This is a genomic window from Streptomyces sp. NPDC055749 (genome assembly GCF_053617235.1).
Map to the genome: position 1 here is coordinate 37,419 of NZ_JBSHFH010000049.1, position 21,376 is coordinate 58,794.

Here is a 21,376-nt window from a genome sequence, read left to right on the forward strand (position 1 = left end):
CCGGGCCGGTGAGGCTCGCAGGTTGTGCGGGGCAAGGAACCGCACAGCCTCTGGCCGTCCGTCGCGGGCGCCTCTCGGTCCGGAGAAATCCACCCCTGTCCGGGAGGACCACTTCACATGGCCAAGATCATCGCGTTCGATGAGGAGGCACGGCGCGGTCTCGAGCGCGGGATGAACCAGCTCGCCGACGCCGTCAAGGTCACCCTCGGCCCCAAGGGCCGTAACGTCGTCCTCGAGAAGAAGTGGGGCGCGCCCACGATCACCAACGATGGTGTTTCCATCGCCAAGGAGATCGAGCTCGAGGACCCGTACGAGAAGATCGGTGCGGAGCTGGTCAAGGAGGTCGCCAAGAAGACGGACGACGTCGCCGGCGACGGTACGACCACCGCCACCGTTCTCGCCCAGGCTCTCGTCCGCGAGGGTCTGCGCAACGTCGCCGCGGGTGCCAACCCGATGGCTCTGAAGCGTGGCATCGAGAAGGCCGTCGAGGCCGTCTCCGCCGCTCTGCTGGAGCAGGCGAAGGACGTGGAGACCAAGGAGCAGATCGCTTCGACCGCCTCCATCTCCGCTGCTGACACCGAGATCGGCGCCAAGATCGCCGAGGCTATGGACAAGGTCGGCAAGGAAGGCGTCATCACCGTCGAGGAGTCCCAGACCTTCGGTCTGGAGCTGGAGCTCACCGAGGGTATGCGCTTCGACAAGGGCTACATCTCGGCGTACTTCGCCACCGACATGGAGCGTATGGAGACGTCGTTCGACGACCCGTACATCCTGATCGTCAACTCCAAGATCAGCAACGTGAAGGACCTCCTTCCGCTGCTCGAGAAGGTCATGCAGTCGGGCAAGCCCCTGCTGATCATCGCGGAGGACGTCGAGGGCGAGGCTCTGTCGACCCTGGTCGTCAACAAGATCCGTGGCACCTTCAAGTCCGTCGCCGTCAAGGCTCCGGGCTTCGGTGACCGCCGCAAGGCCATGCTCGGCGACATCGCCATCCTCACCGGTGGCACCGTCATCTCCGAGGAGGTCGGTCTCAAGCTGGAGAACGCCGGCCTGGACCTGCTCGGCAAGGCCCGCAAGGTCGTCATCACCAAGGACGAGACCACGATCGTCGACGGTTCGGGCGAGAGCGACCAGGTTCAGGGTCGCGTCAAGCAGATCCGTGCCGAGATCGAGAACTCCGACTCGGACTACGACCGCGAGAAGCTCCAGGAGCGCCTCGCGAAGCTGGCCGGCGGCGTGGCCGTCATCAAGGCCGGCGCCGCGACCGAGGTCGAGCTCAAGGAGCGCAAGCACCGCATCGAGGACGCGGTGCGCAACGCCAAGGCCGCCGTCGAGGAGGGCATCGTCGCCGGTGGTGGCGTGGCTCTGCTCCAGGCCACGGCCGTCTTCGAGAAGCTCGACCTGACCGGTGACGAGGCCACGGGCGCCAACGCCGTGAAGCTCGCGCTGGAGGCCCCGCTCAAGCAGATCGCCGTCAACGGTGGTCTCGAGGGTGGAGTCGTCGTCGAGAAGGTGCGCAACCTGCCGATCGGTCACGGCCTCAACGCCGCGACCGGTGAGTACGTCGACATGATCGCCGAGGGCATCATCGACCCGGCGAAGGTCACGCGCTCCGCTCTGCAGAACGCCGCGTCCATCGCCGCGCTCTTCCTCACCACCGAGGCCGTCATCGCCGACAAGCCCGAGAAGGCCGGCGCGGCTGCCCCGGGCGGCATGCCGGGCGGTGACATGGACTTCTGATCCTCTCCGGATCAGTAGCTCCATAGCTGCTCAGCTGTTTCGCAGCGGTACGCAGCATCAGTACGTCGCAAGCTTCGGCCCCCGGGATTCGTCCCGGGGGCCGAAGTCGTTTCGGGAACCCGCCCCTGTTCAGGCCAGGCGGCTGCGCAGCCACCAGACACTGAAGCCGGTCAGCAGCCCGGCGAGCGCGAGGAAGAGCCCGGTCTCGATCCACTGGAAGGTCCAGTAGCGGTCGGCGGGCTGGTAGGCCACCTCCATGTGCAGGTCGGACTTGGTGAGGCACGGCATGAGGTCGTCGGGGCCGCTGTTCAGGCAGGTCTGGCTGCCGGTGGCGACCTGGCCCGCCGAGTCGAGCACCGGGCTTGCGTCGGAGACGACCCAGGCGCCGGACTTGGTGACGGTCATCGTCAGATGGGCGCCGGCACCGGAACCCTTCATCCGGAACAGCCCCGCCTCCCAGCCGGGTCCCGGGGCGCCCGGCTCGCCGTCGGGGCCGATCCGCGACATGGCCAGCGAACTGAGCGCGAGGTCGGTGCGCTCCGGGGACATGAGGTGCGGACGGATCGCGAAGGGCACGAGGATCTGGACCGCGATGAAGACGGCGAGGGTGGCGGCCATGGCGGGCACGGTCCGGCGGATGAGCATGCCGGCGCAGGCCCCCACGACGAAGGCGAACGCGGCGTAGCCGAGGGGCACGATGCCGCGCGAGTCGAACACCAGCGGTGTGAACCGGTCCACGTTGATCCTGTCGAGCGGGCCGGCCGCCCAGGTCACCAGGAGGCTGAGCAACCCGGTGATCGCTACGGCGGTCAGACCGACGGCGGCGAGCTTGACCACGAGCCAGCGGGTGCGGCTGATGGACTGGTTCCAGACGAGCCGGTGGGTGCCGGTCTCCAGCTCGCGGGCGATCAGCGGCGCGCCCCAGAAGATCCCGATGATGCCGGGCACGGCGATCAGCAGCCCCGCGACGAAGTAGAACAGGACGTTGTAATCGGCGCGGATCACGTCCCTGGCCGAATCACAGCCGCTCGTGCAGTTGGCGACGGTGCTGTCGTAGGTGTCGTGCAACTGGACGCCGATGACCACGAGGGCGGCGGCGATCACGGCCAGGGCGGCGAGGGCCACCAGTGTCTGTACGCGGTATTGGCGCCAGGTCAGCCAGATCATCGCTGTGTCTCCAGTACGGGTCGGCGGCCGGGCTCGGCCGAGGCCTGGGCCATGTAGGTGAGGACCAGGTCCTCCAGGCTGAGCGGCTCCAGGGCCCAGGCGGGGTCGTGGATCGCGGTGGCGGCGCGCACGATGAAGGTGCTCTGCCGTTCGGTGTGGGTGGCCTCGATGACCCGCATCCCGTCGGGCAGGCTGTCGGCTTCCCGCCGCGCGGTGGTGAGCCGGAAGTGGGTGGCGAGCAGTTCGTCGACCTCGCCCGAGACCTGGACGCGGGAGGCGACGAGCGAGATCAGGTAGTCGCAGACCCGCTCCAGGTCGGAGACCAGGTGCGAGGAGAGGATGACCGTCGCGCCGTGATCGGCCACGAACTCCATCAGGCTCTGGAGGAACTCGCGCCGGGCCAGCGGGTCCAGCGCGGCGACCGGCTCGTCGAGGATCAGCAGGTCGGGCCGTTTGGCCACCGCGAGGGTCAGGGCCACCTGCGCGCGCTGACCGCCGGACAGCTTGCCGGCCCGCTGGGCGGGGTCCAGGCCCAGCTTCGCGATCCGGCTCTCCGCCAACTGCGCGTCCCAGCCCGGGTTGAGACGGGCGCCGAGGCGCAGGTGGTCGGCGATGGAAAGGCCCGTGTACGTGGGTGTGTCCTGGGCGACGAAGCCGACCTTGGCCAGCTGCTCAGGGCCGGACGCGGGGCGCCCGCCGAGGACCTCGATGGTGCCCGAGGTCGGGGTGAGCAGGCCGCAGGCCAACTGCAACAGGGTTGATTTACCTGCCCCGTTGGGACCGACCAGGCCGACCACCCGCCCGGACGGCACGCTCAGGGTGCAGTCGGTGAGCGCTTGGTGGCGGCCGTACCGCTTGCCGAGCCCTTTGGCTTCCAGAGTGGCGGTCATTTCTCCTCTTCGGGGTGCTGGGGTTCGGGGTGCCGAGGCGTACGGAAGGTGCTCAGGAACAGGGCCTCGATGCTCTCCTCGTTGAGCCCGGCGCCCCGGGCCCTGTCCAGCCAGCGCAGCAACTCCTGCCGCAGCGGCTCGTGCTCGGAGAGCGAGGCGTCGCTGAGGGTCCCGGACACGAACGTGCCCACGCCGGGCTTCTTCGCGACCAGGCCCTCGTACTCGAGCTCGCGGTAGGCCTTGAGCACGGTGTTGGGGTTGATCGCCACCTTGGTCGCGACGTCTTTGACCGTGGGCAGCCGATCCCCTTCGGACAGCAGGCCGAGCCGCAGGGCCTGACGTACCTGGTGGATCAGCTGCATGTAGGGCGCGACACCGGACCGGGCATCGAGGTGAAACTCGATCACTGTCCATCTCTATTCATCTAGGTTCCTAGCACTATAGGACTCTAGATGTGACGAGGGTGTCAAGGAGACGGAGAAGAACGGCGTCCCGTGAGGAGCAGAGGGATCGTCAGGATCGGGAGGAACCAGATCAGGACGATCAGCCGCTGACCGGCCAGCATGTCGAGGTTGGGATGTCCGGCCTGGTTGAGTACGCCGCCCACGGCGGTGGCGGCGGCGAGCACGCCGAGGTGCGTGGGACGCCGGAGCACGGAACAGGCCGCCAGCACCAGCACGATCAGGAGCAGGGGCTCCCGCGTCTGGTGGTCCGCCCAGGCCGGCCAGAACGTTCCTTCCGCGGCGAGGAACCCGGGCCAGGGGTCGGGCACGTCCGGGCGCAGGTAGTGGTGGGTCAGGAGGTCCTGGGCACTGTCGTATCCGGACGGCCACCCCAGTACGTACGTGGTCGACTGCATCGCGACGGCCAGGGCGCCGCACAGCGCGAACAGCCGCAGGGCGGAGTGCGGCGACCGGCCGTGGCGCTTGCGGTACCAGGCGAGTCCGCCGAGGGCTGCGGTGAGGGCGACGGCCAGCAGGAGCGCCTGGGAGTAGCGCGCGAGGAAGGCCACGGCAAGACCACCGGTGACGAGGGCGGTCCCGGCCGTCGGCCGCTCCCGCTCCCCCCTCAAGGCCAGCGTGCAGCCGAGTGCCACGGCCGCCGTGCAGGCCAGGGTGAGCCCGTCGGCCATCGGGAGCATCGCGATCGCCCCGGTGGGCAGCGTCAGATAGAGGATCTGCCCGCACAGCGCAGCCGCCCAGTTGGCACCGGCGGCGCGCAGTGTCGCCAGGACGAAGAGGCTGCCCGCCAGAGCGACGGCCACCCCGGTCAGCCAGACGCCCAGGACGAGGCCGAACACGGCGATGAACGGCACGAGCAGCAGGGGGTATCCGGGGCGCGCCTCATAGATCGCCATGAAGCGGGAGTTGAAGAACGGCCCGGTCATGCCGGAGGTATTGCCGTGCTCCGTCCAGTACACGGTCGACTTGGTCAGCTTGCGCACGCACTCCCGCACCAAGGGTTCACCGGCCTCGTCGGCGCACGTGTAGTCGATGGCCTGAGCGGTGGCCGACGCACGGCTCTCGCCGCTCAGCCGGAGGGCGTACGAGAGGTAGTTCTTGGAGTCGGGGGAATCCCGCCCGGTCAGTGACGTCAGCTGGAACCCGACGAAGGTGGCCATGACGAGCACCGAGCAGATGATTCCGGTGCGGGACATGGTGATGCGTCGGCGCATGTCGCGTCCTCAGGAGGGGAAGATCGGTCGACACGGCCAACGACGGAAACCACGACAGGTGTTGGCCGTACGCAATTGTCCACTGCGTGACGGTTCGCGTTCATGATGGACCCGGGCCCGGCGGATAGTCGGTGAATGGCTGTTCTGCCTGGTCAGAGGCGTCTTGCCAGCCCGTTCGGCCTAGCATTCCGCGCCGTGCGGCCCTGCCGCTCCTAGGGTCGGGTCGAGGCCATTCGGCCAAGGAGGATCCAATGAACTGTCGTACCGCTGTGGCGGGCATAGTCCTGGCCGCGGCTTCCGTCGTTCCTCTCTCCGGCGTCGCGTTCGCGCAGGATCTCGACTGCAGCGACTTCGCCTCCCAGGAGGACGCGCAGGCAGAGTTCAACAGCGACCCGAGCGACCCGAACCGGCTCGACGAGGACCAGGGCCTGGACGACCAGATCGCGTGTGAGTGGCTGCCCAGCCGAGGCAGCGCCGCGACCCCGGAGCCGCTGAGCCCCACCGCGACCCCGGAGCCGCTGAGCCCCACCGCCACCCCGCAGACGGTGAGCCCCACCGCGATGCCGACGCGCGGAGCCCAGGGTGGCATCGGCGGAGCCTCGGGCCCGACCGACCAGGAAACCGGTGTCGGACTCACCTTCGCAGTCGGTGCAGCGGCCGGTGCGATCGGCTACACGGTCATCCGGCGCCGACGCCGTACCTGACACGGATTGAGGCACACGCAGGCCCCGGGAGGACCAAGAACCCGGGGCCTGACGGCCGGATCGGTCAGGGGGTCAGCAGAGGGCCGAACGTCTGCCGTGCCACCTCCAGAGCCTGCCCCTGACCGACGACGCGGCCTGGCACCTGGGGGTGCGTCTTCGCCCAGGTGCGGGCGGAGGCGTCGCCGGTGAAGAAGTTCAGCGCGTCGCAGCACGTCACGGCCGCCGGTCCGCCGCCAGGGCGCTGCCCGACGAACACGACGGCGCCCTTCGGCTCCCAGACCGTTGCCCCGCCCCGGGTGGTGACGGTGACCGCCCCGCCGTTCACCGGGTCCGTTGAGGAGATCAGCACGTTCCGGCCGAGCATCGGGGCGATGCCGAGTGCGTCGATGGCGCACATCGACCACACCTCGGCGCCGCCCTCGATCCGTACCCGATGCCGCGTCGGTACGGCGGAGAAGGGGTAGGCCGCGCGAATGCGTCCCCGCTCGTCCAGAGTCAGGAAGTCCTCGGCGGCGAGCTCGTCCAGCACCTCCCCGGCCGGCCTGCCCGCCTCGGCGGCGACCGGCTCAAGCACGGCGGACTCCGGAGCGGCCCCGTTGGCGGCGAAGTGCCGCAGCACTGCCTGGTGCACCGCGCGCAGTCCCCGCTCGGCGGGCGCCCGCCGCCCCCGGCCGTCCCGGCCGACCACATCGAGCGCATCGGTATCGCAGCAGTCCCCCGGCTCGGCGGCCTGCGGCAGGACCGCGCCCGCGAGCGCCTCGCGCAGGGCGGCCACGCTCGGAGCCCCGGAGACCGCGCCGTCCGCGTCCCGGTACAGGCGGCAGGACACGCTCGGCGACGAGCCATCGGGTGCGAAGGGGTCGATGCCGTCGAACAGGATCGTCGGCGAGCCGGCCATCCCGTAATCCGCGGCCTGAGCCTCGTCGCGTACCTCGATCAGTTCCACGTCCGCCGCCCGGCCGTCCAGCGCGGCGGCGATCCGCTCCTGTACGAGTGGCACGTTCGGGCAGTCGAGGACCGTCAGCACACTGATGCGCATTGCGTGACCTTCCGGCTCGGGGTTCGTGCGACCGACGTTAGACCTTCCAGTGCACTGGAAGGTCAAGGCGTAGCCTGGAGCCATGCGCATCGGGGAACTCGCCACCGCCGGCGGGCCCCTGCGGGCACGTCACCGAACTGATCGGCCGGCACCTCGCCGACATCGAACAGCGCCTGGCCGAACTCCGCAAAACCCGAACCGCGCTGCGGGACCTCGCTCAGCGGGCGGCCCGGACCGACCCGGAGGACTGCGGCGAGGACGGGATCTGCACCATCCTGTCGCCGTACTGACGCCCGCTCTCCCGCGGTGACGTCACCGGTATGTCACCGGTATGTCCGTTCGGACCGGGGTACCAATGCCGCCCGTACGCTGCTCATGCGGCCCCGCACCTCGGTGGCCTGCACCGCGCCGGGCGGTCCGAAGTGCGCGTCCGGTTCGGCGCCTCGGCAGGGCGCGCACCGGCCGCCCAGGAGCGCTTCGGGGCTGCCGGGGGCCCTGCACTCGCTGCATTCCAGGGTGCGCAGGACGGTTCGGTGGACCGGGGTTACCCGTTCGGGTGGCATCTTGTCCCGCAGCCGCCTGCGTACGAGCGACGCGGCGTGGTGGACCGGGGTGGGCAGGCCGGCGGTCAGGGCGTGGAGGAGTTCCGATTCCGTCGCGCCCCGCTCGAACCACTCGCTGACCTGCGGTTCCAGGTCCACGCAGTCCGCCGAGGAGAGCGTCAGGGTGGGCGCGGCCCGGCCCAGCGAGGCCAGCAGGATGAACGCCCTTGAACGGGTGGGCCGTTGCTGTTCCTTCGGTACGTCGCCCCTGATGAAGGCCACCCACCACTCGTCGTCCCGGGCGGTACGGGAGAAGAACGTCCGTGTCACCCAGAGCAGCACCTCATCCGTGGCGACGCACTCGCTGCCCCGGCGCAGATGTCCGGCGTCCTGGAGCCGGTTGAGCGTGGTCCGCACGGCGCACTGCCCGTACGGAAGCTCCTTGGCCAGCGTCTTCACGGAGATGTCGGAGCCGTCGGGAAGCCGGTCGATGTAGCCGGCGATGGCGGCGTCACGGGGCAGCAGGTGCCCGAAGTCGTTGTCGGTGCGGGGGCGTTCGTACGGCGCCGAGCGCTTCCCGTAACCCGGGTTGGCCATCGGGTGCGGGGCGGTGGGCGGGGATACGTGCGGGGCGCAGGGGGCAGCACTAAGCTGGGCGTCAGCCATGGATCGCTCCTAACGATCGTGATGGTTAGACCCCTGCCAGGTGTTCCCGCACCTGCGGGGGTCGTTTTTGTTGTCTGGGACGCACGCTAGAGCGTGATGACCATCCGTGGCAAGCCGGTCACAAGAAGTCAACTCCGCAGGCAGGGTGGGTGGGTGGGACAACTGACCCATCCACCCAATCCTTGTTAAGAGCGCTCGGAACTCGCCCCTTGAGCCCCGGGTGGATTCCGGTGCAGCTCGATCAGTTGTGCCAGGTGGCGGCCCGCGACCGCCAGTGGGCGGGCGTCGCGTGAGACCTGGGCCGCGAGTTCGGCGCCTTCCAGTGTGCTGATCACCGTGGCGGCGAGGTCGTTCGCGTCGTCGTCGGGGATGCCCGTGGCGCGCAGCTTCTCGAAGACGATGGACTGCCAGCGGGCGAACGCCTCTGCCGCGGCCTGCTGGATGTCGGGGAATCGGCCCGCCGTCCCGAGCGCCGTGGCCGTGACCGGGCAGCCGTCGATCCAGTCCGAGTCGCGCAGTCCCTCGGCGAGGCTCCGGGTGCAGGCGATGATCGCCTCGGCCGCGTCGTCCTCGCTGTCGAGGATTTCGCGCAGCAGGTCGGCGAACTCGCGGTCGCCGTGCTGGACCGCCGCGACGGCCAACTGCTGCTTCCCGCCGGGGAAGAAGTGGTAGACGGACCCGAGCGTCGCCTCGGCCTCCTGGGAGATCTGCTTGATCCCGGTGCCGTCGAATCCCTGGCGCTGCATCAGCGTCGAGGTCGCCCGGACGATCCGTTCGCGGGTGCCGATGGCGGGTGTTGCGTCTGCCGGTTTCGTCTTCACCCCTCCAATGTAATGGGTAGAGCGTTCGTTTTAGAACTGTGCTACGTTCCTGACTAGATAGAGCGTTCGTTCTAGGAGGTTCTTGTGGCTCTTGTGTCTCTTGTGGATAAGCACGCAGCGGTGACGGTTGTCGGACTCGGCCCCATGGGCAGGGCGATGGTGGACGCGTTCCTGGACCGGGGTCACCCGGTGACCGTCTGGAACAGGACCGCGAGCAAGGCGGACGACCTGGTGGCGAAGGGGGCCGTCCTGGCGGCCACCGTCGAGGAGGCGCTCGCCGCCGCCGAGCTGGTGGTCCTGAGCCTGACGGACTACGACGCGATGTACGCGATCCTCGAACCGGCCACCGGCGCACTGCCCGGCCGTGTCCTGGTCAACCTCAGCTCGGACACGCCGGACAAGGCCCGGGAGGCGGCGAAATGGGCGGCCGGGCATGGTGCCCAGCACCTCACCGGCGGGGTCCAGGTGTCGCCGGCCGGTATCGGGCGTCCCGACGGATCGACCTTCTACAGCGGTCCGAAGGAGGTCTTCGAGGCGCACCGCGAGACGCTGGAGGTGCTCACCGGCACCGATTACCGAGGCGAGGACCCGGGGCTCGCGGCGCTGTACTACCAGATCCAGATGGACATGTTCTGGACCTCCGCGCTGAGTTGGCTGCACGCGCTGGCGCTGGCGAGGGCCAACGGCATCAGCGCAGCCGAGATCCTGCCGTACGCCTCGGCGACGATGGCCACGATGCCGGACTTCCTGGCGTACTACACGCCACGGATCGACGCGGGGGATCACCGGGGTGAAGTGGACCGGCTGGCCATGGGTGTGGCGAGCGTGGACCACATCGTGCACACGGCGAGGGACTCGGGCATCGACACCGCGCTGCCCGCCGCGGTCCTGAAGCACTTCGAGCGCGGGATGGCGGCCGGCCGGGGCGACGACAGTTTCACCAGCCTGTTCGAAGTGATCAGGAACTCGCAGGCCCGCTGATATGTCAGTCCTGTCGCGTAGCGTGCGAACCGCCCGTCGACGGGCGGTTCGCAGGGCTGACCGGCACTGACAGCGGGGGCGGAACATGAGCGCGGAGCACGTCGTGGGTCTCGTCGGAGTCGTCGTGATCATCGCGGGTGTAGTGGCTGGAGTGGTGATTCTGCGGAGCGGATCCATCCTGCGCCCTGTGGTCTTCCACCCGTTGTGCGACACGTGCGGGCACTCGCGGTCCGTGCACTCCACGGGCAAGTACACCCGATGCCTTCACTACTACGGGTCGGACACCTGGAACAACGACAGCTACGGCAACAGCCAGCAGAAATACGGCCCCCCGTGCAGCTGTCACGAGTTCCGGCCCAAGAGCCCCGCAACAGGCTGATCCGGGCCGTACGGTGCCCGTCAGTATCCGGCGGTGAAGCGGGCGCGGTGGTGCTTGGGGTGTTCGGCCTCGTCGAGGATCGCGATGGCCAAGTCCTCCATCGAGATCGCCGAGTTGCCCTCCGCGTCGACCAGGAGCTCGTCCGTGCCGAGCCGGAAGACGCCGGTGCGGCGGCCCGGTTCCAGGAGGGCGGACGGGCTCAGGTAGGTCCAGTCGACCTCGGTCTCAGCCGTGCGTACGGCGTCGAACTGGGCGTTGGAGGCCATCGCGATGTGCCGCCAGGCGGTGGGTACGTAGGCGGGGTCGTCGATCGCGAGGACGCCCCGGGTGCCGGGCACCGTCAGGCTGCCCGCCCCGCCGACGACGAGCAGCCGGGCGCCGGTGCCCGCGAGGCCGGACAGTAATGCCCGGCTGATAGCGGCGTGCTGGTCCTCGTGGCCGGGGGCGGGGCGGGTGGCGTTGACCACGAGGTCCTGTCCGGCGCTCAGCTCGGCCACCTGCTCCGGGATTCCTGCGTCTCCGGTGCGGTGGGTGGCTGCGGGGTGGAGGGAGGTGAAGCGGGCGGCGTCGCGTACGACGGCGGTGACCTCGTGGCCGCGAGTGACGGCCTCGGTGACGACGCGGCTGCCTACGTTTCCTGCTGCTCCGAAGACGGTGATGCGCATGGGATCTGCTCCTTGAGGGATTGGTGGGGGTGGGGGCTCAGACGGTTCGGGCCGGGCGGAGGTTCTGGCCCACCAGGACGCTCGCGACCACCAGGGCCAGGCCGCCGACCTGCCAGGCGGTCAGCGTCTGTCCGAGGATCAGCAGTCCGGCGAGCGTGGCGACGACCGGGTTCGTCAGGCCGAGGAACGACACGGAGGATGCCGGGAGGCGTTCGATCCCGCGGAACCACAGGGCGTACGCGATCGCCGTGCCGATCACGCCGAGGTAGGCGTAACCCGCGATGTTCGCGCCGGTGAGGTGGTCGGGCAGGCCCTCGGCGGTGAGGGCGATGGGCGCCAGCACCAGCCCGCCGGCGGTCAGCTGCCAGCCGGTGAGGGCGAGCAGCGAGACGCCTTCGGGGCGGCCCCACCGCTTGCTGAGGACGACGGCGAGAGCCATCAGCACGGTGGCCACCAGCATCGCCGTGAGCCCCGCGAGGTCCACCTCGGCACTCCCGCGCAGGACGAGCAGCCCGACGCCCAGGACCCCGACGACTCCGGCGATCAGGGTGCGGCGTGTGGGCCGGACCTTGAGCACACCGGCTCCGAAACCGGCCACCAGCAGCGGCATGATCGCGCTGACCGTCGAGGCGACACCGCCGGGCAGGTGGTAGGCGCCGAAGAACAGCAGCGGGAAGAACGCGCCGAAGTTGAGCAGCCCGAGCACGGACGCCTTCCACCACCAGTCGCCGCGCGGCAGGCGCCGGGTGAGGGCGAGCAGGATGAGCCCGGCGGGCAGAGCGCGCAGTGCGGCGGCGAGCAAGGGGCGGTCGGGCGGCAGGAGTTCGGTGGTCGTGACGTAGGTGGTGCCCCAGGTGGCGGGCCCGATGGCGGCGAGCGCGGCGATGCCGATGGCCGCCTTGGTGGAGGTACGGGGGCCTTGGGCGGCCGGGGTGCGAATGATGGTGGTGGTGGGTGTGGTGGGTGTGGTGGCGGTGATGGACATGCTGCTCCCCCTCGGATTCCCCTCAACGCTGGTATTCTCAACGTTGAGATAAATATGGACCCCAGGTCTGCGAACGTCAAGTATCTGAACGTTGAGAGATCTGGTTCCGGTGAGGGAATGGGAGAGGGAGGAGCGCGGTAATGAGCGAGCGTGAGGCGGAACGGCGGCCCGGGACGGATGCCGATGCCATCGACGAACTGCGCGCCCAGTGGCGCCGCGAACGCCCGGACATGGGCCTCGAAGGGCTGGACGCGATGGCCCTGGTGGGCCGTATCAAGCGGGCCGATCACCTGTTGAGCAAGGGCATGAAGCCGGTCTTCGCCGAACACGGCCTGGAGTTCGCGGAGTTCGACGTGCTCGCCACGCTCCGCCGGGTCGGCGCCCCGCACGAACTCACCGCGGGCGGCCTCCTGAAGTCCGCGATGGTGACCTCCGGCGCGATCACCAACCGCCTCGACAAGCTGGAGCGCAAGGGCCTGATCGAGCGCCTCCCCGACCCGGCCGACCGCAGGGCCATCCGCGTCCGCCTGACGGAGGCGGGCCTCGGCCTGGTCGACCGGGCCGTGGTCGATCACGTGGCGAACGAGGAACGGATGCTGGCGGGCCTGACAGCCGAGGAACGCGTGGCGCTCGACGGGGCGTTGCGGCGGTTGCTGATGTCCCTGGGGGACACGCACCTGGGGTGAGGCGCCCCCCCTCCGGACAGGCCCTAGCGGTGGGCGCCGTGCCGGTGGCGACCCCACAGCGTCACGGCGTGTGGGCGTCGGGGTGGGAGACTGTCCCACTGTCAGGTCGCGACCATGAGCGTGCTGTGAACGAGCGTCCAGGTCTGGCTGGGGTCTGAGCCACATGCCGTGGAGGAGATGTCCTCGTCCTGCGCGGCGAGGCAGAAACCCGTACCGGTGTTGATGACCCGCGAGCGGGTGTGCGGCTTCCACGTCAGGAGGGGGAGGTCCAGGCACTCCCCGAGGGAGACGGCCCCGGCCTCGTCGCTGTGCAGACAGACGCCCCTGCCGACGTTCTCGAACTGGCCGTCGTCGTTCGCCATCCACACCTGGTCGGCGGAGCCGTCGCAGTCGAGCATGGCGAGCTTCGAGCCGTCGGTGTCGAGACAGAGCCGACTCTGGTTGCTCCGGAGGGCGAAGCGGGGGTCCTCCTGGGCGGGGGAGGCGAAGGCCGGGGCGTGGGCCGCCGGCACGAGAAGTGCGGCGGTCAGGACGGCGGTGAGCATGGATACGGACACAGGTGCTTCCTGTTCGTTCGGGGGACGGGCACAAGCGCCGGGGGTACGTGGTGCCCCGTGCCCATCAGCATTCCGTGCCGCAGCCGCGCGCATGCCGGGCACGCGCAACGCCACCTCACCGGGGGGCTCGCGCCGGTCCGGACGCCGCCCATTACCCGACAGGTAATCGACGCTCGTACACCGCGATGCCAAGCTTTGCGTACGAGATCGACCACCCGGCCGGAAGGACACACACCATGCCCGCCTACGTCATTGGCCGCTTGCAGGACGCCGCCATGCACCCGGAGATCGCGGATTACATCGAGCGCATCCCCGGCACGTTCGAGCCGTACGGCGGGCGCTTCCTCGTGCACGTCACACCGCACGAGGTGCTGGAAGGCAGTTGGACCGGGGGCATCGTGATGATCGGCTTCCCCGGGATCGCGGAGGCGCGGGCCTGGTGGGACTCACCCGCGTACCAGGAGATCGCACCGCTGCGCTCGCGGCACATCGACGGCGACATCATCCTGATCGAAGGCGTCCCCGAGGGCTACGACGCGACGCTCACGGCGAAGGCGGCGCGGGAGTCCCTGCCCGCCGAGTAACGCTGCCAGGGCGCCTGGCTAGGATTCCCGCCCATGGACAGCATGGGCGGGGACTCTTCTCGGCGGGACACGGATCGCGGCACGACCGTGGAGTTCGTCTACCGGCCCACGGCCGCGGACTTCGAGGAGGCGCTCCGCGCCCGAGCGCGGCGTACGCCGGCGGGGCGGGTCGAGGCGTTGCTGGTGCCACTGGTGGCGGCAGTCGCCGCGGTCGTCGTCGGGGTGCTGCGGGAAGCGCCGCTGATCGCCTGGATCATCACGCTGGTGTTCTCGGTGGGCATCGGGGCCTGGGGCATCGTATGGATGCTGCGCTTCATGGCCCGCCGGATGTTCAGCATCGTGGAGCCGTACGGGCAGTGCCGCACGGTGGCCGATGAGAACGGCGCGGTCAGCACCGGCGAGCGGGCGTCCTCCAGTGCGGACTGGTCGGTGTTCCGGGAGTACCTGGAGACGCCCGGCCTGTTCGTGCTGGTGGGCGGCGACCGCGCGGCCGGGATCGCGGTGATGCCGAAGCGGGGCGCCCAGGACCCGGCGGACGTGGACCGGCTCCGGGCGATCCTGGACCGGAACCTGAAGCGGCTCTAGACGCGAGCGCGTGCTAGTTGGCCGGCGTGGGATCGGCGATCTCGGCGTGGCCCATGACCAAGCTCACGCCTGTCAGTCGACCGCGCACCTCGCCGCCAGCGGTCGCCAGTTGGCCTTTGCCCTCTTCCATGCGCAACTCGCTGCCGGAGGCCCCCAGATCGAGCAGCCAGCCCCCGAGAGACAGGCCAGAGGTGGCGTGGAGTGCGGCGCTCGGGGTGTGCAGTTCAAGGTGCGTGGCGAAATGGAGCTCGGCGGGATACCTGACGCGGCTCAGGCTGTCCTCGTCGCCATCGCCGAGCGAGCCGCCGGAGTGCTGTGTCGAGCTGACCTTGAGTTCGACGCGGCCACCCAGCTCGGCACAGTCACCGACGAGGGACAAGCGCGACAGCTGGGCCACTGCACCGGGGCCGAGGTCGTGCTTCTCGGGGCCGAACAGCAGGATCTCCGCGCCGGCCGCCTCGCGGTAGTCGCCTGTCACGCCGACGTGCACAGTCCTGCCGCCCAGTTCCATGTCCAGAGTCCCCTCCAGTGAGACGCGCATGCTTCCGCAGGTGGGCATGCGGAAAGCACCGGAATGAGTGACCGCGATCATGCCGGTGATCCAATCGTTGCCGCACCGCATACAACCGCGTGCAGCCCTCGCCTGTCCCACAGTCAGCCGCGAGGACGAACCTCCGGCCGGTGCGCCTACGCGCCGGTCCAGGCTGCAGGGGAAAGGGCGGACTCCAGGATGAGGAAGACGATGTGGAGAGCGGTGGTGGCCGGTGGGGCCGCGGCCGTGTTCACAGGGGTCGCGGCGGTGCCGGCCGGGGCGTCGGAGGGCGGGGTCGCCTTCACCCGGGTCGCGGTGAACGGCGGGAAGCCGATCGTGGTCGGGGTCCAGGAGGAGGTCGTGGTGCATGCGTCCTTCCGGATGACGACCACGCTCAAGTACGACTTCGGGCCGAAGGTGTACCCCTACCGAGGGAGGCTCGACACGGGGGACACCATGCACAGCGCCATCATGGGCAGCGACTGCAAGGTCGTGGACAAGGCGAACGGAATCTGCGACTTCGACGAATGGCTGTACATCGACCCGCGGCACGTCGACTTCGGCAACGAGGACGCCGGTACCTGGGGAACCGCCGCGCGGGTGTTTCTCGCCGGTGACGCCTGGGACACCGACGACGAGAACCTCCCGGTGCAGGTCAAGCGAGCCACCCGCGTCACTGTCAACGCCTCGCCGGAGCCGGTCGCGAAAGGGAAGACGATCACCGTGACCGGGCGGGTGACACGGGCGAACTGGGACACCCACACGTACCAGGGGTACGCGGGCCGCTCGGTGAGCCTGCAGTTCAAGGCGGCGGGCGCCTCCTCGTACACGACGGTCAAGAAGGCGATCTCGAACAGTACGGGGGCGCTCAAGACCACGGTGACGGCCACCAGGTCGGGGACATGGCGGTGGACGTACTACGGGAACACCACCTCCGGGGCGAAGTCGTCGACCGGGGACAACGTCGTCGTGGGATAGGCGACGCGCGGACGTCGGCCCTTGGACGCGTGAGGGGTGCAGGGCGGGGGACGCCGCCCTGCACCCCTCAGTCTTCCGCGCTGGTCAGCCGTGCTTGAGGTCGCTCACGAACGTCGTCCAGACGGCGGTCCGGAACACGAGCGCCGGGCCGTCGGTCACCTTGGAGTCGCGGACGGGGACGACTTCGGGGAGTCCGTCGAGGACTTCGAGGCAGTTGCCACCGCTGCCGTCGCTGTACGAGGACTTGTGCCAAGTTGCCGTCGACAGGTCGTAGTCAGAGCTGCTGATCTTCATGGTCGTAATCCTCCGCCACCGACTCGATCAAGGCCAGGGACGCATCTCGTGAGATTGCGCTGGCCGTCAGTAGATCGTAGGTCAGTTCGTACTTGCTGACCGTGAGCGGATCGTCCAGGAGTTGCCCCGAACCGAGGCCGTCCAGGTAGGCGAGTGGCGGCGCATCTGTGAACGCCATCAGCTTGAGGCCGCCACCCATGGCTGCGTGACCACCCTCGGAGAAGGGGAGCACCTGCGCGATGATGCGGTGTTGCCTGATCAGCGTGGCGATGTGGCGCAGCGCATCCGCCATCACTACCGGTCCGCCCACCACTCGACGTAGAACCGCCTCGTCCAGAACCACCCACAACAGGGGCTTCGTTGGATCGGCGAGGAGCTGCGCCCGTTCCAGCCGCGCCGTCACCAGCTCGTCGATCACGCTCTCGATGGCCGTCGGCTGATACGCCCGGAACACCGCCCGTGCGTACGTCTCCGTTTGCAGGAGCCCCGGGATCAGCAAGGACGCGTACTCCTTGATGGCCGTCGCGCGGGCCTCCGCATCCGCTGCCTCGGCGAAGTGCTCCGGGTACTTGGACTTCTTCAGCGCCGCACAGTTCCGGACGAAGAAGCCGTCCGTTCCCAGGAGTTCGTCGAACTTCTCCGCCTGGTCCAGCTGCATCCTCCGTACCCCTATCTCCAGCTGCCCGATGAACGAGCCGCTGACGAAGAGCGGGGCTCCGAGTTCGTCCTGCGAGAGCCCCGCCTGCTCCCTCCGGTGACGGAGTTCCGCACCCAGCAGGGCGCGGGGCGAGGAGGACGGGTCGAGTTTCCGGGGACCTGGCATGACAACTCCCTGTGGCACACGTGCGGTTGTTGGAACTGCGCCTCTTCCAGGCTAGCCGCGCGTTGGACACGCTGTGTAGGCATTCCCACTACTCAGCGTGGAAGGTGGAACGGCATGACAGCGACGGAGCGGCGCCGGGCGGCGGCGGGCAGGGTGCGGATGGCGGAGGATGCCGTGGCGCGACTGCGGCAGGGGCTCGCGGAGGTCGGGGTGAAGCTGCCTTCGCTGCGGATCGACCCCGTGTCGTGTGCGGGGAACGAGCCGTCGCCGCTGGTCGACCTCGGTTGCTGCAACCTCGATACGGCGCAGCGGCTGAGCGAGGTCCTGGAGGAGAAGCAGGGCGAGAGGGCGGCCGGTCATGACGGGTGAGGTGCTCGAACCGTGTACGCCGGAGCCGGGATCGTTCGCCGTGGATGCCAGGGACGGGCGGGTGGGACGGGTGATGGGGCGCGTCGGACCGTACGTACAGCTGCGGCCCCCCGGTGGTGGCGCGGAGTGGGACTGCCCGCCGGACGCCGTCCGGCCGGCGCCGCCGGGGCTGGTGCTACGGGCGCGGGTGAGGGAGATCAACCGGGAGGGGCAGCTGCCGCGGTGAGGGCAACTGTCAGTGGCGGGTGGGAGGGTGAGGTATGGGACTTTCGATCCATTTCAGCTGTGACGAGGGCTCCGGGCTGTGGACGGCGGTGGGTGATGACGGCACGCGGACGGCGGCGGTGACCGCGGAGACGTATGACGAGGCGGGGGCTCTGGTGCAGGAAGCGTTCGGGTTGGCCGCTCACAGGCGGCCGTCGCCGCCCCCGCCGGGCCGGCACCGCTTCACCCTCATCCACTGTCCGGTGGGGGAGTACCCCAGAGCCGACGATTCCCGCTACGACGGGATCAGGGCGCAGCCGCCGGAGGGCTGTGCGGTCGAGGACGTGGGCGAGTACTTCGGGCTCAGGTGCGAGAGGGCGGGGGAGACGCTGCTCGCCGCGGTCGCCGAAGTGTGCGCCGAGATCCGGGCCGAGCACGGGGTGCTGATGACGGACCTCGGGATCGAGAAGCTCTGGGAGTGGTCGGCCGACGGCACCGACGGATGGGGTGCGGAGATCGTGGGCCAGCTGCTCCTGATGGCGGCGGAACGCGGGCCCCGGCTGGGTTACAGCGTGGATGACCTGGTGCGGTTCCTGCGGACCGCCGCAGGGGAGTGAGTCGCAGCCCGGGCGCCTTTATGTACACTCGGGAGGAGTGATATGAGCCACGGATGTACAGATGTGGAGACGTTCATGTCCCTCACGCACATCGATATCGACGACGAAGCGCTGGCTACGGCGAAGCGCCTGGGCGGGCATCGGACGAAGACGGCCGCTGTTGCGAAGGCGCTGGAGGAGTACAACAAGCGCCTGGCCCGAGCCGAGGCGTACGACAGGTACTTCGATCTCGCCCAGGCGTGGGACGTCGAGGGGGCAGAGGCGGCGCACCGGGCTGAGAAGGACGTCCGGTCGGAGTGAGCCGCTACCTTCTGGACTCGACAGCGCTCTGGCGCATGCTCCGGGACAAAGAGCTCTACGCCGCCTGGCGATCGACCGTCGTGGATGGTGACGTCCGCTCGTGCTACCCGCAACGGGCGGACTTCCTTCGCTCGGCGCGGGGGCTTCAGGAGTACGAGACGTACAGCGCGATGCTTGACGAACTCTACGAAGACGTAGCCGTGCCGAAGAGTGCGGCCCAGTGGATCAGAGGCCTGCAACGGCGTGCCGCCGAGCGAGGTACGCACCAGGCGCTATCGGTGGTCGACCTGCAGATTTGCGCCACCGCAGCTCATCACGGGCTTGTTGTTCTGCACAACGACAACGATTTCGTGACCGCTGGACGATTCGCGGTGGAGCTTCGCCAGCGTGACGTTCACGCGGGCCCCGTCTGAGAGGTGGCCCGCGTGCACGCAGCGGCACCGGACAGAGATCAGACGATTTCCTGGACCGCCCGGTACGCCTGGTTCCACGCCGCGTGGGTGTAACCGAACGCCTCCGCGTCCGAGTTGGCGATCGCGATGCGGCCCAGCGGGCGGCGGGCGAGCGCGTACGGGCGCTCGGACTCGGGCAGATAGAGCGACGGGTCGTCGAGCGAGGTGTACTCGTACGCGTAGCCGTGCGCCCACCGGTTGACGGTGATCGCTTCGATGTCGCGGCCGGGGTCGAAGCCGTGGTCGCCGAGGGAGCGCAGCATCGCGTCGCGGATCTCGCGCTCGAAGTCCTCGAAGGCCGTGGCCATCAGCTGGCCGCGTCCGGCCTTGTACTGGGCGCGGATGGGCAGGCCGGGCTTGCAGGGGGTCTTGGAGAGCGTGACGACGGTCGGTTTCGCCGGGTCGTGCGGCAGCTCGTACCCGCCGATCCTGCTGACCGGGGAGAGCCCGAAGCTGTTCCAGTACATCGACGGCGTACTCACCCGGCTCACCCCGGCGGCGGCGAACGGCCGCCAGTCGCGCAGGGCGACGCGGGCGTAGATCAGCGGGACCTTGACGCCGTAGCGCATGGCGGCCTGCTGCTCGGCGGGCAGGCCCTGGACGACGTACGAGGCCACGGAGTTCCAGCAGGCCATGATCACGTTGCGGCCGGTCACCCGGTAGCTGCGGCCCTCGTGGGCGTACGAGACGGTGACGCGGCGGGCTTGGGACGGGGTGCCGTCGTGGCGGACGTCGAAGGCGGTGGAGCGCAGGCGGATGCGGGTCGGTGACTTCTCGCGGTCGAGGCGGTCGTAGCGGGCCTTGGCGGTGACGATGCTCCGCCAGTCGTGGGTGCGGGTGCGGGTGCCGGTGCCGTGGAAGGAGTCGGGGACGAGGCGGTCGACCAGCATTCGGGCTAGGGAGGCGTTGCCGTCGGGGAAGTAGAAATCGCCGTCGTCCTCGGTCGCGGCGAGGCCCATGAGCGGGGTCTTTCCGGCGCCCGGCCAGGGGGCGTCGGTCAGGCCGAGGCCGCCGAAGCCCGGCTGTCCGGTCGCCCAGCAGTCGGCGGCCGGGACGCGGTCGGCGTCCACGCCCCAGAGGGAGTTGGTGCCGCGCCGCACGTAGTCGTACGCCTCGTCGCCGAGGCCGACCTTGTCGCGCAGATAGCGCTCGTACGGGAGCTTGGCGAGGATGGCCTTCTTCTGGGCGTCGCCGAGCCCCGGGTAGAAGTCCTCGGTGGTGGTGTAAAGGCGGACGAGGTCGGCGCGGCCCCGCTCGGACATGGGCAGGCGGGCGGCGTAAGCGGCTGTCGATTCACCGGACTTGCGGACGACGAGCTGGTCCTTGCCCCACCGTTCCTCGTTGAAGAACGTCGACGAGGTCAGCTTGTACGGGGCGTAGGCGTCGTCCAGGATCGTCGCTTCCAGCGCCTTGAGGTCGACGCCGAGGTCCTTGGTGAGCAGGTCGTGGGCGGCGGGTGTCCAGGTGCTCGGGGTGTCCATGTTGACGGTGCCGCCGTTGGAGAGCATGGTGCGCCCGCGGACCTGGAACTCGTTACGGGCGGCGTGGCCGCCGAAGTCGTGCTGGGCCTCCAGGATCAGGATGCGGGCGCGGGGCCCCATGGCCTTGCGGTAGAAGTACGCGGCGGCGAGACCGCTGAGCCCGCCGCCGACCACGACGAGGTCGTACGTCTCGCCGGTCTCACGGACCTGGCCGGGCTGGAAACTGCCGTCGCGCACCGCGTGTCCGACGCCCCGGGCGGTGGTGTCCTGCCCGACCGTGCCGTTCTCGCGGGGCGGGTAGGCGGCGTGGCCGTGGGCGTTGCCGGGCGTGGCCGCCGCCGTGCCGGTCATCCCGGGCAGGGCGGTGGCTGCTGCCAGGCCGGCCGCGCCGACGGCCATCCCGTCGAGGAAGTCCCTGCGGGTGATCTGTCTGTGCATGCCGAGCTCGCGGTCGAGGAACTTCGCCATCAAGGGCTCCTTGAATCTTGCACGAACAAGCCAATTGCCCCGGATTCTGCGCCTGGTTCATCTGTTTGGCAACGACTTCGGAGCAACGGGCAACACAGACAACGGATTTCGTTGAATCGGGAGGGTTTTGCTACGGGGGGCTGAACGCGGACGCGGACACACGAGCGGCGGGGCCGGCCCTTCTTCAGGGCC

At 69.4% G+C, this 21,376-nt stretch carries 28 protein-coding genes; 14 read left to right on the forward strand and 14 right to left on the reverse strand.

All coding sequences use genetic code 11. The features are described 5' to 3' along the window. Positions 1 to 117: 117 nt before the first annotated feature. Positions 118 to 1,740 (forward strand): chaperonin GroEL, encoded by a 1,623-nt coding sequence (groL, locus tag ACWGO0_RS29235; protein ID WP_453541470.1) that lies wholly within the window; start codon positions 118 to 120, stop codon positions 1,738 to 1,740. A 129-nt stretch (positions 1,741 to 1,869) separates the two neighbouring features. Here groL and ACWGO0_RS29240 read toward each other — a convergent pair whose 3' ends face one another. From ACWGO0_RS29240 to ACWGO0_RS29255, 4 genes are read right to left on the reverse strand one after another with little or no spacing between them, the layout of a single operon-like run. After that, on the reverse strand, positions 1,870 to 2,907 hold the full coding sequence (locus ACWGO0_RS29240; RefSeq protein WP_453541473.1) for an ABC transporter permease: 1,038 nt from the start codon (positions 2,905 to 2,907) through the stop codon (positions 1,870 to 1,872). Next, positions 2,904 to 3,797 (reverse strand): ABC transporter ATP-binding protein, encoded by an 894-nt coding sequence (locus ACWGO0_RS29245; RefSeq protein WP_453541476.1) that lies wholly within the window; start codon positions 3,795 to 3,797, stop codon positions 2,904 to 2,906. Before ACWGO0_RS29245 ends, ACWGO0_RS29240 begins: the two co-directional genes overlap by 4 nt. Beyond that, positions 3,794 to 4,204: a GntR family transcriptional regulator gene (locus ACWGO0_RS29250; protein ID WP_453541479.1), complete on the reverse strand. Its 411-nt coding sequence runs from the start codon at positions 4,202 to 4,204 to the stop codon at positions 3,794 to 3,796. The genes ACWGO0_RS29245 and ACWGO0_RS29250 overlap by 4 nt, the downstream gene beginning before the upstream one ends. A gap of 59 nt (positions 4,205 to 4,263) precedes the next feature. Continuing rightward, positions 4,264 to 5,472: a hypothetical protein gene (locus ACWGO0_RS29255; RefSeq protein WP_453541482.1), complete on the reverse strand. Its 1,209-nt coding sequence runs from the start codon at positions 5,470 to 5,472 to the stop codon at positions 4,264 to 4,266. Between the two features lie 251 nt (positions 5,473 to 5,723). On the opposite strand from ACWGO0_RS29255, the gene ACWGO0_RS29260 reads away from it, so the two are divergent. Continuing rightward, positions 5,724 to 6,176 carry an excalibur calcium-binding protein gene (locus ACWGO0_RS29260; protein ID WP_453541485.1) on the forward strand — a complete coding sequence of 151 codons (453 nt, stop codon included), beginning with the start codon at positions 5,724 to 5,726 and terminating at the stop codon, positions 6,174 to 6,176. 64 nt (positions 6,177 to 6,240) lie between these two features. Here ACWGO0_RS29260 and merB read toward each other — a convergent pair whose 3' ends face one another. Continuing rightward, complete coding sequence (merB, locus tag ACWGO0_RS29265; RefSeq protein ID WP_453541488.1) at positions 6,241 to 7,215, reverse strand: organomercurial lyase; 975 nt, start codon at positions 7,213 to 7,215, stop codon at positions 6,241 to 6,243. Positions 7,216 to 7,289: 74 nt separating this feature from the next. Here merB and ACWGO0_RS29270 point away from each other — a divergent pair, with 74 nt between their 5' ends. Then, positions 7,290 to 7,505 (forward strand): MerR family DNA-binding protein, encoded by a 216-nt coding sequence (locus ACWGO0_RS29270; protein ID WP_453541556.1) that lies wholly within the window; start codon positions 7,290 to 7,292, stop codon positions 7,503 to 7,505. A gap of 33 nt (positions 7,506 to 7,538) precedes the next feature. On the opposite strand, the gene ACWGO0_RS29275 is transcribed toward ACWGO0_RS29270, so the two are convergent. Both ACWGO0_RS29275 and ACWGO0_RS29280 read right to left on the reverse strand, forming a co-directional pair. Continuing rightward, positions 7,539 to 8,354, reverse strand: a complete 816-nt coding sequence (locus tag ACWGO0_RS29275; RefSeq protein WP_453541559.1) for a hypothetical protein — start codon at positions 8,352 to 8,354, stop codon at positions 7,539 to 7,541. A gap of 254 nt (positions 8,355 to 8,608) precedes the next feature. After that, on the reverse strand, positions 8,609 to 9,244 hold the full coding sequence (locus ACWGO0_RS29280) for a TetR/AcrR family transcriptional regulator (protein ID WP_453541491.1): 636 nt from the start codon (positions 9,242 to 9,244) through the stop codon (positions 8,609 to 8,611). Positions 9,245 to 9,364: 120 nt separating this feature from the next. Here ACWGO0_RS29280 and ACWGO0_RS29285 point away from each other — a divergent pair, with 120 nt between their 5' ends. Then, the gene (locus tag ACWGO0_RS29285) at positions 9,365 to 10,225 is read left to right on the forward strand and encodes an NAD(P)-dependent oxidoreductase (RefSeq protein WP_453541494.1); all 861 of its coding nucleotides are present in this window, start codon (positions 9,365 to 9,367) and stop codon (positions 10,223 to 10,225) included. Positions 10,226 to 10,310: 85 nt separating this feature from the next. Then, on the forward strand, positions 10,311 to 10,604 hold the full coding sequence (locus ACWGO0_RS29290; RefSeq protein ID WP_453541497.1) for a hypothetical protein: 294 nt from the start codon (positions 10,311 to 10,313) through the stop codon (positions 10,602 to 10,604). Positions 10,605 to 10,624: 20 nt separating this feature from the next. Here ACWGO0_RS29290 and ACWGO0_RS29295 read toward each other — a convergent pair whose 3' ends face one another. Continuing rightward, entirely contained in the window at positions 10,625 to 11,269 is a 645-nt protein-coding gene (locus ACWGO0_RS29295) for an NAD(P)-dependent oxidoreductase (protein ID WP_453541500.1), read from the reverse strand. Between the two features lie 37 nt (positions 11,270 to 11,306). After that, positions 11,307 to 12,254, reverse strand: a complete 948-nt coding sequence (locus ACWGO0_RS29300) for an EamA family transporter (RefSeq protein ID WP_453541503.1) — start codon at positions 12,252 to 12,254, stop codon at positions 11,307 to 11,309. Positions 12,255 to 12,394: 140 nt separating this feature from the next. Here ACWGO0_RS29300 and ACWGO0_RS29305 point away from each other — a divergent pair, with 140 nt between their 5' ends. Further along, entirely contained in the window at positions 12,395 to 12,940 is a 546-nt protein-coding gene (locus ACWGO0_RS29305) for a MarR family winged helix-turn-helix transcriptional regulator (protein ID WP_453541506.1), read from the forward strand. Between the two features lie 101 nt (positions 12,941 to 13,041). Here ACWGO0_RS29305 and ACWGO0_RS29310 read toward each other — a convergent pair whose 3' ends face one another. Beyond that, positions 13,042 to 13,497: a ricin-type beta-trefoil lectin domain protein gene (locus ACWGO0_RS29310; protein ID WP_453541509.1), complete on the reverse strand. Its 456-nt coding sequence runs from the start codon at positions 13,495 to 13,497 to the stop codon at positions 13,042 to 13,044. Between the two features lie 236 nt (positions 13,498 to 13,733). Between ACWGO0_RS29310 and ACWGO0_RS29315 the strand changes: the two genes are divergently transcribed. Together ACWGO0_RS29315 and ACWGO0_RS29320 are read left to right on the forward strand one after the other, a co-directional pair. Further along, positions 13,734 to 14,081 (forward strand): DUF1330 domain-containing protein, encoded by a 348-nt coding sequence (locus tag ACWGO0_RS29315; protein WP_453541512.1) that lies wholly within the window; start codon positions 13,734 to 13,736, stop codon positions 14,079 to 14,081. A gap of 33 nt (positions 14,082 to 14,114) precedes the next feature. Then, complete coding sequence (locus tag ACWGO0_RS29320; protein ID WP_453541515.1) at positions 14,115 to 14,666, forward strand: YcxB family protein; 552 nt, start codon at positions 14,115 to 14,117, stop codon at positions 14,664 to 14,666. Between the two features lie 13 nt (positions 14,667 to 14,679). Here ACWGO0_RS29320 and ACWGO0_RS29325 read toward each other — a convergent pair whose 3' ends face one another. After that, positions 14,680 to 15,258, reverse strand: a complete 579-nt coding sequence (locus ACWGO0_RS29325; protein WP_453541518.1) for a DUF6004 family protein — start codon at positions 15,256 to 15,258, stop codon at positions 14,680 to 14,682. A 138-nt stretch (positions 15,259 to 15,396) separates the two neighbouring features. Here ACWGO0_RS29325 and ACWGO0_RS29330 point away from each other — a divergent pair, with 138 nt between their 5' ends. After that, the gene (locus tag ACWGO0_RS29330; protein ID WP_453541521.1) at positions 15,397 to 16,176 is read left to right on the forward strand and encodes a hypothetical protein; all 780 of its coding nucleotides are present in this window, start codon (positions 15,397 to 15,399) and stop codon (positions 16,174 to 16,176) included. Positions 16,177 to 16,260: 84 nt separating this feature from the next. Here ACWGO0_RS29330 and ACWGO0_RS29335 read toward each other — a convergent pair whose 3' ends face one another. Both ACWGO0_RS29335 and ACWGO0_RS29340 read right to left on the reverse strand, forming a co-directional pair. Further along, positions 16,261 to 16,470: a DUF397 domain-containing protein gene (locus ACWGO0_RS29335; RefSeq protein ID WP_453541524.1), complete on the reverse strand. Its 210-nt coding sequence runs from the start codon at positions 16,468 to 16,470 to the stop codon at positions 16,261 to 16,263. Beyond that, positions 16,451 to 17,293 (reverse strand): helix-turn-helix domain-containing protein, encoded by an 843-nt coding sequence (locus tag ACWGO0_RS29340; RefSeq protein ID WP_453541527.1) that lies wholly within the window; start codon positions 17,291 to 17,293, stop codon positions 16,451 to 16,453. Before ACWGO0_RS29340 ends, ACWGO0_RS29335 begins: the two co-directional genes overlap by 20 nt. Positions 17,294 to 17,407: 114 nt before the next feature. Here ACWGO0_RS29340 and ACWGO0_RS29345 point away from each other — a divergent pair, with 114 nt between their 5' ends. The 5 genes from ACWGO0_RS29345 (at position 17,408) to ACWGO0_RS29365 (ending at position 19,196) form a co-directional block, all read left to right on the forward strand. Next, positions 17,408 to 17,662 (forward strand): hypothetical protein, encoded by a 255-nt coding sequence (locus tag ACWGO0_RS29345; protein WP_453541530.1) that lies wholly within the window; start codon positions 17,408 to 17,410, stop codon positions 17,660 to 17,662. Next, entirely contained in the window at positions 17,652 to 17,888 is a 237-nt protein-coding gene (locus ACWGO0_RS29350) for a hypothetical protein (RefSeq protein ID WP_453541533.1), read from the forward strand. Before ACWGO0_RS29345 ends, ACWGO0_RS29350 begins: the two co-directional genes overlap by 11 nt. Positions 17,889 to 17,922: 34 nt before the next feature. Then, entirely contained in the window at positions 17,923 to 18,483 is a 561-nt protein-coding gene (locus tag ACWGO0_RS29355; protein WP_453541535.1) for a hypothetical protein, read from the forward strand. A 75-nt stretch (positions 18,484 to 18,558) separates the two neighbouring features. Beyond that, a complete protein-coding gene (locus ACWGO0_RS29360) occupies positions 18,559 to 18,783 on the forward strand; it encodes a type II toxin-antitoxin system VapB family antitoxin (RefSeq protein WP_453541538.1) in 225 nt (74 codons plus the stop codon). Next, positions 18,780 to 19,196: a PIN domain-containing protein gene (locus ACWGO0_RS29365; protein ID WP_453541541.1), complete on the forward strand. Its 417-nt coding sequence runs from the start codon at positions 18,780 to 18,782 to the stop codon at positions 19,194 to 19,196. The genes ACWGO0_RS29360 and ACWGO0_RS29365 overlap by 4 nt, the downstream gene beginning before the upstream one ends. A 38-nt stretch (positions 19,197 to 19,234) precedes the next feature. On the opposite strand, the gene ACWGO0_RS29370 is transcribed toward ACWGO0_RS29365, so the two are convergent. Then, positions 19,235 to 21,184, reverse strand: a complete 1,950-nt coding sequence (locus ACWGO0_RS29370; protein ID WP_453541544.1) for an NAD(P)-binding protein — start codon at positions 21,182 to 21,184, stop codon at positions 19,235 to 19,237. Between the last annotated feature and the right edge of the window lie 192 nt (positions 21,185 to 21,376).

What these genes read in the sequence shown, in the direction of transcription:
- ACWGO0_RS29330 (WP_453541521.1), top strand. Translation starts at nt 15,397, where the DNA reads ATGAGGAAGACGATGTGGAGAGCGGTGGTGGCCGGTGGGGCCGCGGCC.
- ACWGO0_RS29325 (WP_453541518.1), bottom strand. Translation starts at nt 15,258, where the DNA reads ATGATCGCGGTCACTCATTCCGGTGCTTTCCGCATGCCCACCTGCGGA.
- ACWGO0_RS29370 (WP_453541544.1), bottom strand. Translation starts at nt 21,184, where the DNA reads ATGGCGAAGTTCCTCGACCGCGAGCTCGGCATGCACAGACAGATCACC.
- ACWGO0_RS29355 (WP_453541535.1), top strand. Translation starts at nt 17,923, where the DNA reads ATGGGACTTTCGATCCATTTCAGCTGTGACGAGGGCTCCGGGCTGTGG.
- ACWGO0_RS29305 (WP_453541506.1), top strand. Translation starts at nt 12,395, where the DNA reads ATGAGCGAGCGTGAGGCGGAACGGCGGCCCGGGACGGATGCCGATGCC.
- ACWGO0_RS29360 (WP_453541538.1), top strand. Translation starts at nt 18,559, where the DNA reads ATGTCCCTCACGCACATCGATATCGACGACGAAGCGCTGGCTACGGCG.
- ACWGO0_RS29335 (WP_453541524.1), bottom strand. Translation starts at nt 16,470, where the DNA reads ATGAAGATCAGCAGCTCTGACTACGACCTGTCGACGGCAACTTGGCAC.
- ACWGO0_RS29315 (WP_453541512.1), top strand. Translation starts at nt 13,734, where the DNA reads ATGCCCGCCTACGTCATTGGCCGCTTGCAGGACGCCGCCATGCACCCG.
- ACWGO0_RS29260 (WP_453541485.1), top strand. Translation starts at nt 5,724, where the DNA reads ATGAACTGTCGTACCGCTGTGGCGGGCATAGTCCTGGCCGCGGCTTCC.
- ACWGO0_RS29290 (WP_453541497.1), top strand. Translation starts at nt 10,311, where the DNA reads ATGAGCGCGGAGCACGTCGTGGGTCTCGTCGGAGTCGTCGTGATCATC.
- ACWGO0_RS29350 (WP_453541533.1), top strand. Translation starts at nt 17,652, where the DNA reads ATGACGGGTGAGGTGCTCGAACCGTGTACGCCGGAGCCGGGATCGTTC.
- ACWGO0_RS29320 (WP_453541515.1), top strand. Translation starts at nt 14,115, where the DNA reads ATGGACAGCATGGGCGGGGACTCTTCTCGGCGGGACACGGATCGCGGC.
- ACWGO0_RS29300 (WP_453541503.1), bottom strand. Translation starts at nt 12,254, where the DNA reads ATGTCCATCACCGCCACCACACCCACCACACCCACCACCACCATCATT.
- ACWGO0_RS29295 (WP_453541500.1), bottom strand. Translation starts at nt 11,269, where the DNA reads ATGCGCATCACCGTCTTCGGAGCAGCAGGAAACGTAGGCAGCCGCGTC.
- ACWGO0_RS29345 (WP_453541530.1), top strand. Translation starts at nt 17,408, where the DNA reads ATGACAGCGACGGAGCGGCGCCGGGCGGCGGCGGGCAGGGTGCGGATG.
- ACWGO0_RS29275 (WP_453541559.1), bottom strand. Translation starts at nt 8,354, where the DNA reads ATGGCCAACCCGGGTTACGGGAAGCGCTCGGCGCCGTACGAACGCCCC.
- ACWGO0_RS29245 (WP_453541476.1), bottom strand. Translation starts at nt 3,797, where the DNA reads ATGACCGCCACTCTGGAAGCCAAAGGGCTCGGCAAGCGGTACGGCCGC.
- groL (WP_453541470.1), top strand. Translation starts at nt 118, where the DNA reads ATGGCCAAGATCATCGCGTTCGATGAGGAGGCACGGCGCGGTCTCGAG.
- ACWGO0_RS29240 (WP_453541473.1), bottom strand. Translation starts at nt 2,907, where the DNA reads ATGATCTGGCTGACCTGGCGCCAATACCGCGTACAGACACTGGTGGCC.
- merB (WP_453541488.1), bottom strand. Translation starts at nt 7,215, where the DNA reads ATGCGCATCAGTGTGCTGACGGTCCTCGACTGCCCGAACGTGCCACTC.
- ACWGO0_RS29255 (WP_453541482.1), bottom strand. Translation starts at nt 5,472, where the DNA reads ATGCGCCGACGCATCACCATGTCCCGCACCGGAATCATCTGCTCGGTG.
- ACWGO0_RS29340 (WP_453541527.1), bottom strand. Translation starts at nt 17,293, where the DNA reads ATGCCAGGTCCCCGGAAACTCGACCCGTCCTCCTCGCCCCGCGCCCTG.